The organism is Acinetobacter sp. ANC 4648 (assembly GCF_002135345.1).
In the GTDB taxonomy this organism is placed as follows: Bacteria; Pseudomonadota; Gammaproteobacteria; order Pseudomonadales; family Moraxellaceae; genus Acinetobacter.
The window spans coordinates 255,446-271,447 of sequence record NZ_NEGI01000005.1; the positions used below are offsets into that span (position 1 = coordinate 255,446).

Annotated in this window: 11 protein-coding genes and 1 pseudogene; 5 read left to right on the forward strand and 7 right to left on the reverse strand. The window is 36.6% G+C overall.

Annotated features, from left to right (window positions below; translation table 11 throughout):
- The first annotated feature begins 68 nt into the window (after nucleotides 1–68).
- From salA to B9T27_RS10720, 3 genes and pseudogenes are all read left to right on the forward strand, one after another.
- A complete protein-coding gene (gene salA / locus B9T27_RS10710) occupies nucleotides 69–1,361 on the forward strand; it encodes a salicylate 1-monooxygenase (protein WP_086206879.1) in 1,293 nt (430 codons plus the stop codon).
- Nucleotides 1,362–1,700: 339 nt separating this feature from the next.
- A pseudogene (locus B9T27_RS10715) lies at nucleotides 1,701–2,590 on the forward strand (LysR substrate-binding domain-containing protein).
- A 384-nt stretch (nucleotides 2,591–2,974) separates the two neighbouring features.
- Nucleotides 2,975–3,259, forward strand: a complete 285-nt coding sequence (locus B9T27_RS10720) for a hypothetical protein (protein WP_086206811.1) — start codon at nucleotides 2,975–2,977, stop codon at nucleotides 3,257–3,259.
- 433 nt (nucleotides 3,260–3,692) lie between these two features.
- Here the strand turns inward: B9T27_RS10720 and B9T27_RS10725 are convergent, their stop codons facing one another.
- The 7 genes from B9T27_RS10725 to B9T27_RS10755 all read right to left on the reverse strand — a co-directional run bounded on the left by B9T27_RS10725 (nucleotide 3,693) and on the right by B9T27_RS10755 (nucleotide 12,337).
- A complete protein-coding gene (locus B9T27_RS10725) occupies nucleotides 3,693–4,964 on the reverse strand; it encodes a Glu/Leu/Phe/Val family dehydrogenase (protein ID WP_086206812.1) in 1,272 nt (423 codons plus the stop codon).
- Nucleotides 4,965–5,005: 41 nt separating this feature from the next.
- Entirely contained in the window at nucleotides 5,006–5,929 is a 924-nt protein-coding gene (hutG, locus tag B9T27_RS10730) for a formimidoylglutamase (protein ID WP_086206813.1), read from the reverse strand.
- Between the two features lie 50 nt (nucleotides 5,930–5,979).
- The gene (gene hutI, locus B9T27_RS10735) at nucleotides 5,980–7,185 is read right to left on the reverse strand and encodes an imidazolonepropionase (RefSeq protein WP_086206814.1); all 1,206 of its coding nucleotides are present in this window, start codon (nucleotides 7,183–7,185) and stop codon (nucleotides 5,980–5,982) included.
- 169 nt (nucleotides 7,186–7,354) lie between these two features.
- On the reverse strand, nucleotides 7,355–9,028 hold the full coding sequence (hutU, locus tag B9T27_RS10740) for a urocanate hydratase (protein ID WP_086206815.1): 1,674 nt from the start codon (nucleotides 9,026–9,028) through the stop codon (nucleotides 7,355–7,357).
- Nucleotides 9,029–9,233: 205 nt separating this feature from the next.
- Nucleotides 9,234–9,818, reverse strand: a complete 585-nt coding sequence (locus B9T27_RS10745; protein WP_086206816.1) for a HutD family protein — start codon at nucleotides 9,816–9,818, stop codon at nucleotides 9,234–9,236.
- Nucleotides 9,815–10,570 carry a histidine utilization repressor gene (gene hutC / locus B9T27_RS10750; RefSeq protein ID WP_086206817.1) on the reverse strand — a complete coding sequence of 252 codons (756 nt, stop codon included), beginning with the start codon at nucleotides 10,568–10,570 and terminating at the stop codon, nucleotides 9,815–9,817. The genes B9T27_RS10745 and hutC overlap by 4 nt, the downstream gene beginning before the upstream one ends.
- Nucleotides 10,571–11,074: 504 nt before the next feature.
- Nucleotides 11,075–12,337 carry a putative solute-binding protein gene (locus tag B9T27_RS10755; protein WP_143222577.1) on the reverse strand — a complete coding sequence of 421 codons (1,263 nt, stop codon included), beginning with the start codon at nucleotides 12,335–12,337 and terminating at the stop codon, nucleotides 11,075–11,077.
- 428 nt (nucleotides 12,338–12,765) lie between these two features.
- On the opposite strand from B9T27_RS10755, the gene B9T27_RS10760 reads away from it, so the two are divergent.
- Together B9T27_RS10760 and lon are read left to right on the forward strand one after the other, a co-directional pair.
- Nucleotides 12,766–13,365: a 5-formyltetrahydrofolate cyclo-ligase gene (locus B9T27_RS10760; RefSeq protein ID WP_086206818.1), complete on the forward strand. Its 600-nt coding sequence runs from the start codon at nucleotides 12,766–12,768 to the stop codon at nucleotides 13,363–13,365.
- A gap of 134 nt (nucleotides 13,366–13,499) precedes the next feature.
- Entirely contained in the window at nucleotides 13,500–15,926 is a 2,427-nt protein-coding gene (gene lon, locus B9T27_RS10765) for an endopeptidase La (RefSeq protein ID WP_086206819.1), read from the forward strand.
- Nucleotides 15,927–16,002 lie beyond the last annotated feature (76 nt).

The following is a 16,002-nucleotide window of genomic DNA, read 5'->3' on the forward strand; positions in this document are numbered from 1 at the left end:
AAATTGGATTAAATAATAAAAATATTCAATGATGCATAGAACAAGCTTTTCAACAAGGATGATGGATGATGAAGCAAAGAATTAGAATTGCAGTTATTGGCGGCGGAATCGCAGGATTAGCACTGATGACACAATTGATTAAAAATAAAAATATTGATGTGCATCTCTATGAAGCTGCACCACAGTTTTCAGAAATTGGAGCTGGTATTTCATTTGGGGCAAATGCCGTTAAAGCCATCTATTTATTAGGCTTAGCCACCCAGTATGAAAAAATTGCAGACCAAGTCAAAGCACCATATACAGATATTTGGTTTCAATGGCGAAATGGATATACCGATCAATACTTTTCGGCTTCTATTGCCCCAGATGTTGGGCAATCCTCCGTACACCGCGCAGACTTTTTAGAAAGCCTCATTCCATTTGTTCCTTCAACGCATGTACATTTTAATAAACGTGTAAAACAGGTAAATGCTTCACCTGATCAAGTACAAGTTCTTTTTATAGATGGACAAACCATTGAATGTGATTATGTAATTGGTTGTGACGGTATCCACTCGGTAGTCAGAGACCATGTACTCAATTCACAACAACTACCTCGTGTTACACCCCAATTTTCTGGTACTTGGGCTTATCGTGGAATTATTAAATTTCAAGATTTTAAGCAAACACTGATTGAGCTGGATCATGACTTAGCATTGGCTGAAATTCCGCAAATGTTTCTGGGTAAAGACAAGCATATTTTGACCTTTCCAATTCGCCAAGGAGAAGAAATTAATATTGTTGCTTTTAAATCAGACCGAATGAATACCGTTTTACCTGAGAATACAGCATGGACTCGATCCATGACTAAACAAGAAATGTTAGATGATTTTTCAGATTGGAGTAATAGCTGTAAGGCACTGCTAAACTTAATTGAAGCACCCACCATTTGGGCTTTACATGAAATTCCGCCACTTGAGACATATAAAAATAAAAACCAAAATGTGATTTTAATAGGTGATGCAGCTCATGCAATGTTGCCCCATCAAGGTGCTGGTGCTGGTCAGGGGCTTGAAGATGCATTATTACTGTCACATTTATTAGCTTCAGAACATCTTGATCGGCAAAATATTCACTTAGTTTCCACTATATATGAAGACTTTCGAAAAAAACGTGCATCACAAGTCCAAACGACATCACGTGAAGCTGGGGAAATTTATGAATTATATGCCCCAGATTTTCAAAATTTTGACACGGTTGCTGCGCATTTAGAACAACGTTTTGACTGGTTATGGCAGCATGATCTTGAACAAGAGCTGATCAATGCTCAAAAGTCATTTCATCAAATAATTCAATCACAGCGACAATCTTATTCAGCTTAGTAAGCGAATTGATTAAAACTCATATTCAGATAGAGAAGTATTACTTTATACAATCTTATTCTTATTAAAGTAATACTTCTTAATTAGTAAAATTTTGAATTACTTTTCTTTGAAGATGAAGTTGATTTATCAAATTGATAGGAAAACTCACAAAAACTTGACCACTAAATATAGTTTCAATACTTAAGCTACTATTATAAGATCACCACTGCTCAAAATAACTTAGCCATAAATAATGAGTAAATCATTCAATTCGTGTGGTTATTTAACGATCATTAATATAACGCAATCGACACGCAATATGCTTTTTTCCGCAGTCTGAATAGGAATTTCACCTTGATTGACCTGAGCTTAATTAAAGTTTTTATTATTATTTATGAAGCTAAGAATATTAGTCATGCTGCTGATCGCCTTAATTTAAGTCAACCCTCTGTAACTTATAATTTAAACCGCTTACGTAAATTTTTAAATGACCCTTTATTTATTCGAGATAAATTTGGAGTTAAACCTACAAAACTCGCACAAAGCTTATATCCAACCTTTCGCCAGTCAATTTCCGATATTGAGGTTGCAATTGCCGCGGCTCAAAATTTTGATCCCAAAACATCAACTAAAACATTCCGCTTAGGATTATCAGATTTAGGGGAAATCTGCTTACTACCCTCTCTAATTCAATATTTGTCTAAAGAAGCTCCCCTTATTAAACTTGAAATAGAAGAAATTCAATCGAATCAAGTAGAAAATTGGTTAATAGAAGGCTTTTGGATGTGGCTGTATTTAATAGTCGCTCTACCCTGATGCCTAAAATAGAAGCAGAACATTTATTTGAAGAACAATATATGTGCATTGCACATAAACTACATCCTCGTATTCAACAACAACTCAGTTTAGAAAATTATCTACAAGAAAAACATGCTGCAATCAAGTCATCTACAGGGCATATTGCAGTAGACCAAAAACTCAAAGAATTGGGACTAAACAGAAATATTATGCTTGAAGTGCCCCACTTTAGCGTTTTACAAGATGTTGTAACTCACTCTGAATTATTAGTCACACTTCCCTCACGTGCAGCACGCGTTTATGAAAAAAATAGTGATATCAATATTTTTGAGTTACCGCTTCAATTAAAACCATTTTGTGTTAGCGTACATTGGTATAATCATAGTGATGATTTAGAAGCACGTAAATGGTTTATCAAAACTTTAAAACATATTTTTCAACTCTTATAAAAAACTGATATTTAATACAATTTACTTCTTAAATTTGCGCCCTTTTTTCTTTTAACTTCACCATCATAAAATTTCTATAATGTTCAAAAACGTTCTATTCAATATTTTTATTTTGACTCTTTTACCTCAGAAGAAATATTTTGATACCATTTATAAATATTCTAAAAAAAATTTATTGGATAAAATTTAAGCACTTACTATTTAAAATAATATTTTATAAAATGACAAAAAATGGCACAAAAAAATAATAATTTTTCATGTAATTTTAATCACATTGTAATCTAAGCATGCTGATCAATTACACCATATCCATTGTGTTTATTACTAAAAGAGCTAAGTATATGAAGTAGTCGACTAGACTTCCTAACTATTGAGATTAGTATCATGAATAAACTGACTAAGACATTATTAGCTAGCGTAACAACCGCAATATTAGCAAGCTCAGCTATAGCGGCCACACCAACCACTCAAACACAATCTAAAGAAATGATGGGAACTACGCATAAAGCGACAACGCAACATGAATCTGAAGCAATGATGAAAATGAAAAAAGCGCATCATGATGAAATGATGAAAATGAAAAAAGCACAACATGAGGAAATGATGAAAATGGAAAAAGCTCATCATGATGAAATGATGAAAATGATGAAAATGGAAAAAGCCAAATAAGGTTTCATCCCGTCCAAACCGAATGAAAATGATGTAGGTTTTAAACTGTATTAGCCCTAAAACATGGCATTATTTTAAAGTTAAGTCTAAACCTTCAGATTTTGAAAAAAAGCTAAATGAATTACTTGAAAAGCAAGACTTAATATAACCATTATATATAGAGGCATTTAAGCCTCTTTTTGGATTTTCATTAGCTTTATGACACAAATTAATTACGTATCATATCTGCTCAACTAAAACTCTAAAGAATAAAAAAGGTGGAATAGGTTAAAATCCCACCTTTAAAATGCAAATAGCTCGAAAATAAAATAAATCGCTAAAATATTTTAATATGTAATAAAATGACTTATCCAATTTTTCACTACCTGATGCAAACTATAGAATAAGAATATTTTACTGTTGCAACAGATAGCGTGAAAAAGCAAGTTTATACTTAGCCGGGGAAAATCCCTCGCTCTTTACGTGCTCTTAAAATACGCTCACACGCTAAAATATAAGCAGCGGTTCTTAAACTACATACTTTTTCTTCTGCTGTTTGCCACACATCATGAATAGCTTTAATCATGAGTGCATCTAAGCGTTGATTGATTTCTTCTTCTGACCAGAAGAAGCTCGCCATATCTTGAACCCACTCAAAATAACTTACCGTGACACCACCAGCATTACAAATCACATCAGGTACAACTGTCACACCGCGTTGAGTCAAAATATCATCTGCTTGCGGATAGGTCGGGCCATTCGCCCCTTCTAAGACTAACTTAGCAGTTAGGTTCTGAGCGCGTTCGGCCGTAATTTGTCCTTCTAATGCCGCAGGAATAAAGATATCCATCTCTACAGTCCAAAACTCATCATTACTAATTGCTTTAGCATCTGTAAAGCCAGCAACACCCTGATGTTGTTCTAGATGTAACTTTAACGCATCAACATTCATACCCTCTGGATTATAAATTGTGCCAGTATGATCTTGAATAGCGACAATTTTTGCTTGGGCTTGAACAAATAAATAGGCTGCTTCACTACCCACATTACCAAAGCCTTGTACAGCAACTTTGGCATCTTTTAGCGGTAATTGAATTTTTTGCGCCACTTGTTGGCCTGTAATAAATACTCCACGCCCAGTGGCTTTAATGCGGCCTAAAGAACCGCCCAAATGTACAGGTTTACCCGTTACAACGCCCGTTACCGTATGTCCTTGACCAGATGAGTAAGTATCCATAATCCAGCCCATCACGTGTGGATTTGTACCGACATCTGGTGCTGGAATATCTTTTTGCGGACCAATAATATGACTAATTTCACTGGTATATCGACGTGTTAAACGTTCTAACTCACGTAATGATAGTGATCTAGGATCAACACGAATCCCACCTTTAGCACCACCAAAAGGTAAGTTTAATGCAGCAGTTTTAATCGTCATCCATGCAGAGAGTGCCATGACTTCATTTAAATCAACATCGGGATGATAACGTATTCCGCCCTTTCCAGGCCCTCGTGACAAACTATGTTGTACTCGATAACCTTCAAAATGACGAATAGAACCATCATCCATGACAATCGGTACATCGACAATCAAAGCACGCTTAGGACGTTTTAAAGTATCAATATATTCCTTTAAATGCTCTAAATAGGGTGCAACACGGTCAATTTGTGCTAAGTACGTTTGCCATGCACCATCATTGTCGTTGATATACGATAAGTTAGACATTATTCATCCTTGATCATTTATTATGTGTTTGTTTTTTAACCTTATAAATCAAATATATAGTTAAATATGATATAAGCAGCCAATTTCGCGGTTCTATTATCTACATCAAATTTTGGATTACACTCAGCTACATCAAATACTTTAATTTTTCCAGAGCTCTTAATCGATTGAAGAATCGGATCAAAGACTGTTAAATCAATGCCTTTAACTGCTGGTGCGCTTACACCAGGGGCAATGCTTGCGCTAAAAACATCCAAGTCGATGGTAATATATAAATAATCAACTTTTTCAATAAAATGATTTATTTTTTCTAGCAAACTTTCGATGTGCAAAATGTGTACATCACGGTCGTAGATATATTCACAATTTAAACGATCAGCAGTTTCAAATAGAATCTTAGTATTGGCATGTTTTGCTACACCGATACATAAGTAATGAAATGGTTTAGCATTTTGCTCAGATAATTGTGCTGCTTGTAAAAATGGCGTACCTGATGATGCTTGTTCCGCTTCTCTTAAATCAAAATGCGCATCAAAATTAATAATCCCGATATTTTTTTCAGGTTCATGGGCTTGTAAATATTGAAATAAACCACTGAAGCTACCAAAAGCCACTTCATGCCCACCACCCAAAACGATGGGCTGCTCACCTTGTCTTAACGACTGTGCAACACGTTCTGCCAATTGCGATTGGGCTTGTTCTAACAAACTATTTTCACAAATCACATCACCATGATCAGCAATGCTCATCGGTTGATGCACAGGTAAATTTGCAAGTTGTTTACGAATTGCATTCGGAGCATCCGCCGCGCCAATACGCCCTTTATTTCGCTGTACACCTTCATCAGAACCAAATCCAATTAAGGCAAATTTTGCAGATTCTGATTGATTCATAATTTGAAAAATGCGTTGATGGTTGACAGCTGTACCATCATTTCGTCCATTCCAATCAAATGTACTGGTCATTTTAATTCTCTACTGAAAAACTTTTATGCACTTTACTTAAACCTAAATATTTAAACGCTGATCTCTTGACCTTGATAAATAATACGTTTAGATAAATCACCACCAAGCCAATAAGTTAGTTCAGATGGATGCTCAATATCCCAAGCAATAAAATCAGCAACCTTACCTTGCTCTACGCTGCCATGTGAATCTTGTAAACCTAAGGCATGCGCTGCGTGGATCGTTACCCCAGCTAAAGTTTCTTCCGGCGTTAGACGGAACAAAGTACTGCCCATATTTAACATTAAGCGTAAAGACAAAACTGGCGATGTACCTGGGTTTAAGTCTGTTGATAATGCAATCCGAACTTGATGTTGTTTCAAAGTATCAATCAGAGGAATTTTTGTTTCTCTTAAAAAATAAAATGCACCTGGCAATAACACCGCCACTGTGTCTGATGCAGCCATCGCCTTGACATCATCTTCGGTGATGTATTCCAGATGGTCTGCTGACAATGCTTGATAACGCGCCGCTAAACTTGAACCCGCTAAAGAAGATAATTGTTCTGCATGTATCTTCACGGGCAGATTTAAACTTTGTGCTGTTTTAAATACACGCTCAACTTGCTCTGGTGAGAATGCTAAATATTCACAAAACGCATCAACAGCATCAACCAAACCTTCTTGATGTAACTTCGGCAACATTTCAATACAGATATGCTCAATATAGGCATCACTTTGATCTTGATATTCTGGCGGTAAAGCATGGGCAGCTAAACAAGTACTTTTAACCGTTATTGGTAAACATCGACCAATTTCACGAATCACGCGCAGCATTTTTCTTTCATTGATATAGTCAAGACCATAACCCGACTTAATCTCAATGGTGGTCACACCATCTTTGAGTAAGCTTTTTACCCGTCTTAATGCACTCTTTAATAATTGTTCTTCTGTTGCTTCACGAGTCGCGCGTACTGTACTGGCAATACCACCACCTTGGGCAGCAATTTCAGCATAGCTGACACCTTGTAGTCTTTTTTCAAATTCAACACTACGATTGCCACCGAAAACGCTATGCGTATGACAATCGATAAAACCTGGTGTTACCCAAGCTTGCTGTAAATCAATTATTTCATCATATTGATCTTCAACCAGATCCTGTTGAGATCCAATCCAATGAATCATATTTCCTAAAGTCACAATCGCTGCATTTTCAATCATGGAATATCGACCATTTTGCATGGTTGCGATATGACAATTGTGCCAAAGTTTTTTCATAACATCCGCCTTAGGATTTTGACCTAACTATGCAAAGTGACTTACTTTTTATTTTTTCATGTTTGAGGAAACAGCCCAAGTACTACTTGGAATTGTTTCATCACAATCTAATCAGGTTGTTACCGAACGCATCGATAACAACCTGTTGGATAACTCATTAATGACTAGATTAACCCGTAATCATTGGCAAGTTTAAGCCTTGTTCTTTGGCACAGTTCACTGCAATGTCATAACCAGCATCAGCGTGACGCATCACACCTGTTGCAGGGTCATTAGTCAGTACGCGAGCAATACGTTCAGCGGCTTCATCTGTACCATCACAGACAATTACCACGCCTGAATGTTGAGAGAAGCCCATACCTACACCACCGCCATGATGCAATGATACCCAAGTCGCACCACCAGCTGTGTTCAACAATGCATTCAATAATGGCCAATCTGAAACTGCATCTGAACCATCTTGCATAGACTCTGTTTCACGGTTTGGACTAGAAACTGAACCTGAATCTAAATGGTCACGACCAATCACGATTGGTGCAGATAATTCACCACTACGTACCATTTCATTAAATGCTAAACCAAGTTTCGCACGCAAACCTAGACCCACCCAACAAATACGTGCTGGTAAACCTTGGAAGCTAATGCGTTCACGCGCCATATCTAACCAATGATGTAAATGTGCATCATCAGCTATTAGCTCTTTTACTTTCGCATCGGTTTTATAGATGTCTTCAGGATCACCTGAAAGTGCAACCCAACGGAATGGCCCAATACCACGACAGAATAATGGGCGGATATATGCTGGAACAAAGCCTGGGAAATCAAACGCATTTTCCACGCCTTCTTCTTTTGCCATTTGACGAATATTATTACCATAGTCAAATGTTGCAATGCCTTGTGCTTGAAAATCGAGCATGGCTTGAACGTGTTGCGCCATTGATTGTTTTGCCGCTTTAGTTACTACCTGTGGTTCTGTTTTTGCACGTTCCTTATATTCTTCCCAAGTCCAACCAATCGGTAAATAACCGTTTAATGGATCATGTGCACTTGTTTGGTCAGTGACCATATCTGGACGAACCCCACGACGGACCAACTCAGGTAGAATTTCTGCAGCATTACCATGCAATGCAATTGAAACTGCTTTACCTTCAGCTGTGTATTTTGCAATTCGTGCTAAAGCATCATCTAAATCAGTTGCTTGCTCATCTACATAACGAGTACGTAAACGAAAATCAATACTGACTTGTTGACACTCAATATTTAAAGAACATGCACCAGCTAAAGTTGCAGCAAGGGGTTGAGCACCACCCATACCACCTAAACCAGCAGTAAGCACCCAGCGACCAGTTAAGTCACCATTAAAATGCTGACGACCAGCTTCAACAAATGTTTCGTAAGTCCCTTGAACAATACCCTGGCTACCAATGTAGATCCACGAGCCTGCAGTCATTTGGCCATACATTGCCAAACCTTTCGCATCTAGCTCATTGAAATGTTCCCAATTTGCCCAATGCGGTACTAAATTCGAGTTCGCAATTAAAACACGTGGCGCATTGCTATGCGTTTTAAATACACCGACTGGTTTACCCGATTGAACTAATAAGGTTTCATCATCTTCTAATTGTTTTAGTGTTCCAACAATTTTGTCATAGCATTCCCAGTTACGCGCAGCACGACCAATACCACCATATACCACTAATTCTTTTGGGTTTTCAGCAACATCAGGGTCAAGATTATTCATCAACATGCGTAAAGGTGCTTCAGTGAGCCAGCTCTTTGCATTTAGTTTTGTGCCTCTTGGTGCACGAATTTCTACATCTCGATAAAGTTCAGCATTAATCATAAAAAGACTCCTTTCTTACAAACTGTTCCATAGTGATCGTGACTATGAAAATTAAAATGTATTAACTTGTATATACATATATATACTATATAAAAACTCACTTTAAAATCAATTTTTTAAATTATTTTATATAATTTTGATTTTTATAAATAAAAAAAGGCATGTAATAAAAATTACACACCTTTAAAGATATACAAATATGTATTTATGCTGGAAATAATTCAATCAAACAAAAATCGAAAGAATCTTTTGAGTTGAAATTTAAACACGTTGCTTGAGCAGATACAGAGGTAATATTTAAAGTCTCATACGCTAATAATGATTGCGTTGTTATACCTATTTCAATATCGAGCTGCTTAGCGGCATTGAAGATCAGAATGTGTTTTGCATCACTGATCACTGATGACACCTGAGTACTATTAATCCATTGTAATCGAGCAGCAATTTTTTGAGGATTATAAATCAGATTAAAGTCTCTAATTTCACCAGACAATAATTCTGCGCAGACCTCACTTTCCCCATGAAATGCAAAAAATTGTTTTTGTTCTAAGCTCACTTTTCTAATTTGATCAATCTGTAAAGTCAGCCCCTGACCTTCAAGCACCCCAAGAATCCGTTGCTTATTTTTAAAATATGAAAACTGTCCTGCCGTTTTGACATCGGCAATCGATACGCGCCAATCAAAATCATCTAAGCCTACACCATGACTTCGAGCAACTTCTAAAGTGAAACCCAGACCATTTTTCCAAGGCATTTTTTTATAATGCTGTTGTGTAAGCACTTGGATCATAGCGTAAATTTTCCTTCCAAATGATAACGATGACCTGGATAAATAAGACGTGCGCTAGAAATCAAATTTTTATTTGACCATGTTCTACGACAAATAAGTAAACAAGGTTCAGCTTTATTAATTTTTAACCATTTCGATTCTTGCGCTGAAACTAAAACGGCTTTAACAATATGTTCGCCTTCAGTTACTGGTGCATGCGCCATGAGGTAAGCATTCGGTGTAATCTGCGTGAAATCTTGTTTTAAATAATCAGGTACCAAAAATGAATTAACGAGTCGGTCTTCTATTTGGATTGGAATATCATTTTCAAAATGTACAATAATAGAATGGAATAAAGGTTGATATTCTTGGACTTGCATTTGCAAACTCTGTAACGAATCCGCTTGAATACTTTCTAAAACCAATACCTCTGCACGATGCTGATGGTTACGGGCTGTAATTTCATCTGCAATATTATGAATTTGAAATAATGCCGTTTGACCTTGGCTTTCTGCCACAAAAGAACCCACACCTTGTACACGCACTAACATCCCTTCAGCTGTTAATTCTCTCAGTGCTCTGTTGACTGTCATTCGGCTACAGCCAAGTTGTTTTACCAATTCACTTTCTGAAGGAATTTTTTGATTTGTTGTCCAAACGCCTTTATTAATTTGGGATGAAATCAATTGCTTGACCCGCATATAAATTGGGATTGGACTATTTTCATCAATTGAAAGCTCTAAATCAGATTTAGGCTTCTTTATATTAGACATGTATATACTCGTTTACAAGACACTTATTTTGATTAGTTTACGCTGTACACAATTAAAGGTATATACATATAAACACAAGTACATTTAATACGTAATATTGGATATTGATATTTAATTTTGAATATAACCTGTGAAAAACAAAAGAAGATATATAAATCTGTATATTCTTTTATCGAGATACTTTTTATAAGATTTAAGTATCAAGATTGATTCAAAACTCGCAGATAAATTTCAATATTTTTAAACCATTGGATCAACCAAAAATTCAAAATCCTCATGTAAAGCAACTGTCTCAGCTACTTTGACCGAAAAGATAATTATCGTCAGAACTTTAAAAAATATGCTGTAACCGTTTAATTAAAAATAAGATCAAAATAGATCAGTTATTCTGTTTTACTCCCCATTAAAATATAAATACTCATTAAACAAAATCCCTCCATAAACCCTCAAGTTGACAGGGAAGAAAATTATCTCATTACAAAAATGAGGATTTAATCATTACTATTACTCATCATTTAACGCACATTCAAAACTACTTGGATTTTGCCCACAACGTACTTTTTTCAAAATTTTCATCATTGATGCATCATAAAAACCTTCTTTGGTCATTTGAATCCGAGCTTCACGCATAATTTTTATATAACCAGGTTTATCAGACTCATAGATATCCATCCAGTACTTATTAGGGATATCATTCTCTATTTTTTCTACAAACTGAAAAGCAGGACTTAATTGTTTTGATATAATTTCACGCGCAATCGATCCCATGCCTACAGGGAATTTATTGCGATGCATAATCAGTGTGCCAGTCACTTGAATTAATGGAAATTTAATAATTCCACCGACAACTTTACCTGATTTATCAGTCATTCCCTTGTACAGTTCAAGCGGTTTAAATAATAGTGCGGGGCCTGCCATTACCTCAACTTCTTTATTATTAAACTTCCCACCCACCGTTAATAGATCAACGGATACAGGTTGTGCCCCAACATTTTGCACTAATTTTTTCTGTGTTCCATCAAAGTTCATAACTGCTACTTTTTTACCCGCAGCTTTTGCCAATGTATCTATTCGACGATCATTAACCATAATATATGCAGCGCCAAGAGGAACAATACCAACTACTTCATAATCTTTATTGACCATTTTGGCATCAAACTCAGGCCGTGCCAAAATCTGTATCACTGTGGTTAATTGCTTATAATTTTGTACAGCACCAATAGCATCAATACTGCCAACAAATGGGTTAAATTGACGTGCTCGAATATTACTAATACCGGCTCCATCACATTTTTTACTACGGAAATCTTCAGTCAGTACTCGTTCATCGGTATACACTTTCAAGTTAATCGTTGTTGATGCTGTTTTTTTAAGTTTTGGATAATTTAAATCAATATTCATTTGTAATTTTGAGGGACGGGTTAATTTCATATCCACCCCCAACTCTTTTGCGACAGATGCCATTCGAGGTAATTCACTAATATAAGAGGTGGCTTGTTCAAATGCCTCGCCATTCGCACCATCAGGTGAGTACACACATAACGTCACTTGTTTAGGAATTTGTTGCCAAACTTTTGGATCATTCATTAAGCTCTTAATTTTTTTCTTAGAATGTTCCGATAAGGTTAAATCTAGTTTTGTTGCAACCGCAGCTGCATGTGAAAAATTACAACATACCGTTATCGCTGTTAATGCCAACGCCAATAACGAAACTTTAAACCCTTTTAATTGCGAAATATCATGCTCGACAAGCTTAAACTGTGTCATATTTTATCCTATTATTTTTGTTTATCATCCATAACACTTGACGGGAAATTCATGTTTACCATATATAAATTATTTTCAACTTGAATTGGCTTCCACAACCCAACTTTGGTCAGAAAAGATAAAACCTATTTAAGATGATGTTTAAATTAATTTAATTAAGAGTCATCAGCATTAGAATAATCTCATGAAATATCCCCCCTAATACTCCTACTCTAAAGTTATATTCATCCATAAAAATAACTTTTTATTCTAAAATTAATTCAAAATAACGGATAAAAGCACTCATCATTTCATGCATATTTCATTGCTAAATTAAAAGTATCTTATTGAGAATGACCATTCAATGATGAGTATCCCCCACTTTATTTTCTTTTTTAAGCTATTTTCAATTATGATTGAATCATTGCATCATCATTAACTACTTAAGTATGTCGAACCAGATTTTAGCCTTAAGACAAAAACTCAGAAAAAAACGTCTAAAGGTCTCTACGTTTCAACAAAGGCAGACTGAAAATGCAATACTCAATCGGTTAAGGCAATATCCAAAATTCAAAAATAGTCATAAAATTGGTGTGTACTTACATGCCTTTGGAGAGGTTTTTACTCACAAAATTATTGAATATTGTTTCACACAACATAAAGCAGTTTACTTACCCATGATTTGTAATATGAACCAACGGTTGGTTTGGATTCGTATTACACGACAATTATATAAAAATAAACGTTTTTCTATGCATCGTTTAGGTATGCTCGAACCTATGGCAAGTCGTGGACTTCCCGTATCACAACTTGATCTACTCATTATGCCGTTACTCATATACGACCAAACAGGTACACGCATCGGCATGGGTGGCGGATTTTATGATCGTACTTTAGCCTCTGCTCCGTACCAGCCTTATCGTTTAGGTTTAGCCCATGATTTTCAGTTAAGTCAACATCCTTTAATTCGCAATGCATGGGATCAACCTATCGATGCATTGCTTACACCGACTACAGGTTATCGCTTTAAACGTCATTTCAGCCAATAGGCTTTAGCACGACCATTAAACAATCAAATACTTAGCATTTTTTATACATTTTATTTGGCAAAGCCCTTGTATTTTTTCAAATACACATCACTATAAAAACATGGCAACACCATTGTTACTCATTAGGAGTGCCCATGTCTGAAATTATTATGAATGAAACTAGCTTAGAACCACAGGTTCCAAGCGTATTACCACTTTTAGCGCTCCGCGATGTTGTGGTCTATCCACACATGCAAATTGCGTTATTTGTCGGTCGCGAAAAATCGATCAATGCAGTTGACGTGGCGCGTAACAGTGACAATTTAGTATTTGTAGTTGCACAAAGAGATTCGCTTACAGAAGAAATTGATCACGACAACCTTTATCAATACGGTACTGTCGCGAAAATCGTGCAAGTTGTGAATCACGAAAATGATGAAAACTGTATAAAAGTATTAATTGAAGGCTTACACCGTTCTAAGCTGGTTAAAATCATCGAAAATGATGAGTATTTATCTGCTGAACATGCACCTAGCCCGATGACAGTATCTGTTGATAAAGATACTCAAGTTGCTCGTATCGAAGAATTACGTGCTTTATTCGCGCAATATGCTGAAGCAAAATTACGCAATGCACGCGAATTAATTGCTGCTGCGAATAAAATTGAAGATTTACTGCAATTATTATTCTTTGTCGCAACACGTGTACCTTTGAATATTGATATTAAACAAAAATTTTTAGAACACGATGAATTTGAAGAACACTTACAAGAGTTAATGGTCTATTTATTGCAACAGTCTGAAGAGCAACAAATTGAACAAACTTTACATGACAGCGTAAAACGCCAAATGGAAAAAAACCAACGCGAATACTTCCTCAATGAAAAGATGAAAGTAATTCAGCGTGAACTTTCTGACATGAACGGCGGAGCTGAAGACGACGTTGCAGAAATTGAAAAACGTCTTGCAGAAGCAGACTTACCTGAACATGTGCGTAAAAAAGCTGAAAGTGAATTTCGTAAACTCAAAGCAATGCAACCTGCTTCAAGTGAAGCTGCTGTCGTGCGTAATTATGTCGAGGCAATTTTAGATACGCCTTGGAATAAAGCCAGCAAAGTTAGCATTAACTTGGCCAAAGCTCAGGAAATTCTAGACGCAGATCATTATGGTTTAGATGAAGTTAAAGAACGCATTGTTGAATATCTCGCAGTTCAATCTCGCGTGAAAAAACTGAAAGGCCCGATTCTTTGTTTAGTAGGACCTCCTGGTGTAGGTAAAACCTCGTTGGGTGAATCTGTTGCCAAAGCGACTGGTCGTGAATTTGTACGTATGGCCTTAGGTGGCGTACGTGATGAAGCAGAAATCCGTGGTCACCGTCGTACCTATATCGGTGCGATGCCAGGTAAAATTGTGCAATCGTTAACTAAAGTCGGCGTAAAGAATCCATTGTTCTTACTCGATGAAATTGACAAAATGGCACAAGATTATCGTGGTGATCCTGCTTCTGCACTGCTTGAGGTTCTTGATCCATCGCAAAACAGTAAGTTTAACGATCATTATTTAGATCTTGATCTTGACCTTTCTGAAGTGATGTTCATTTGTACTGCAAACAGTATGAATATTCCTGAAGCTTTACTTGACCGTATGGAAGTGATTCGTCTACCGGGTTATACCGAAGATGAAAAAGTTAATATCGCAGACCGTTATCTTGTTCCTAAAGCGATTAAGAACAATGGTCTACGTGGAAAAGAATTGACTATACATGAAGAAGCCATTCGTGACATCGTGCGCCGTTATACTCGTGAAGCAGGTGTGCGTAGCTTAGAACGTGAAGTGTCTAAGATTGCCCGTAAAGTTGTAAAAGAAGCCGTTAGTAAAAAATCCAAAAACTTACATATCGAAGTCACTGCTGAGAACTTACCTGAATACTTAGGTGTACATAAGTTCGACTATGGTATGGCGGAAGATGAAGCTCAAGTAGGTCGTGTCAATGGCTTAGCTTGGACCTCTGTAGGCGGTGAGTTACTTTCAATTGAAGTTGCAGCGGTGAAAGGTAAAGGCAAATTCATTACTACCGGTTCACTCGGTGATGTCATGAAAGAATCGATTACCGCAGCAATGACCGTAGTTCGTACTCGTGCAGATGAACTTGGTATTGACGCTTCAAGATTTGAAGAAACAGATATTCACGTACATTTACCAGAAGGTGCGACTCCAAAAGATGGTCCATCTGCAGGTTTAGCACTTACTACGGCCTTGGTTTCTGCATTTACAGGAATTCCAATTCGTGCAGATATTGCCATGACAGGTGAAACCAACCTCGGTGGTCGTGCTATGCGCATTGGTGGCTTAAAAGAGAAACTTTTAGCTGCACACCGTGGTGGCATTAAACTGGTCTTCATTCCACAAGAAAATGTTCGTGATCTTGTTGAGATTCCAGATAATGTTAAAGAAGGTTTAGAAATTAAAGCTGTGAAAAGTATCGATGAGATTCTAGCTCTTGCTTTAATTGAAAAACCAACTCCATTGGTTAAAGCACCTATTGTAAAAGCAGCTGATGAAGGCAAAGCAGCGCGCCATTAATCAATAGAATAAAAAGTGAGAGCTTCGGCTCTCATTTTTTTGTTTCAAAAAGTACATTTAAGTTTTAGCTCAGCAC

Bases quoted from the DNA above. Each gene is read 5' to 3' on its own strand.
- salA (WP_086206879.1), top strand. From the start codon at position 69: ATGAAGCAAAGAATTAGAATTGCAGTTATTGGCGGCGGAATCGCAGGA.
- B9T27_RS10720 (WP_086206811.1), top strand. From the start codon at position 2,975: ATGAATAAACTGACTAAGACATTATTAGCTAGCGTAACAACCGCAATA.
- B9T27_RS10725 (WP_086206812.1), bottom strand. From the start codon at position 4,964: ATGTCTAACTTATCGTATATCAACGACAATGATGGTGCATGGCAAACG.
- hutG (WP_086206813.1), bottom strand. From the start codon at position 5,929: ATGACCAGTACATTTGATTGGAATGGACGAAATGATGGTACAGCTGTC.
- hutI (WP_086206814.1), bottom strand. From the start codon at position 7,185: ATGAAAAAACTTTGGCACAATTGTCATATCGCAACCATGCAAAATGGT.
- hutU (WP_086206815.1), bottom strand. From the start codon at position 9,028: ATGATTAATGCTGAACTTTATCGAGATGTAGAAATTCGTGCACCAAGA.
- B9T27_RS10745 (WP_086206816.1), bottom strand. From the start codon at position 9,818: ATGATCCAAGTGCTTACACAACAGCATTATAAAAAAATGCCTTGGAAA.
- hutC (WP_086206817.1), bottom strand. From the start codon at position 10,570: ATGTCTAATATAAAGAAGCCTAAATCTGATTTAGAGCTTTCAATTGAT.
- B9T27_RS10755 (WP_143222577.1), bottom strand. From the start codon at position 12,337: ATGACACAGTTTAAGCTTGTCGAGCATGATATTTCGCAATTAAAAGGG.
- B9T27_RS10760 (WP_086206818.1), top strand. From the start codon at position 12,766: ATGTCGAACCAGATTTTAGCCTTAAGACAAAAACTCAGAAAAAAACGT.
- lon (WP_086206819.1), top strand. From the start codon at position 13,500: ATGTCTGAAATTATTATGAATGAAACTAGCTTAGAACCACAGGTTCCA.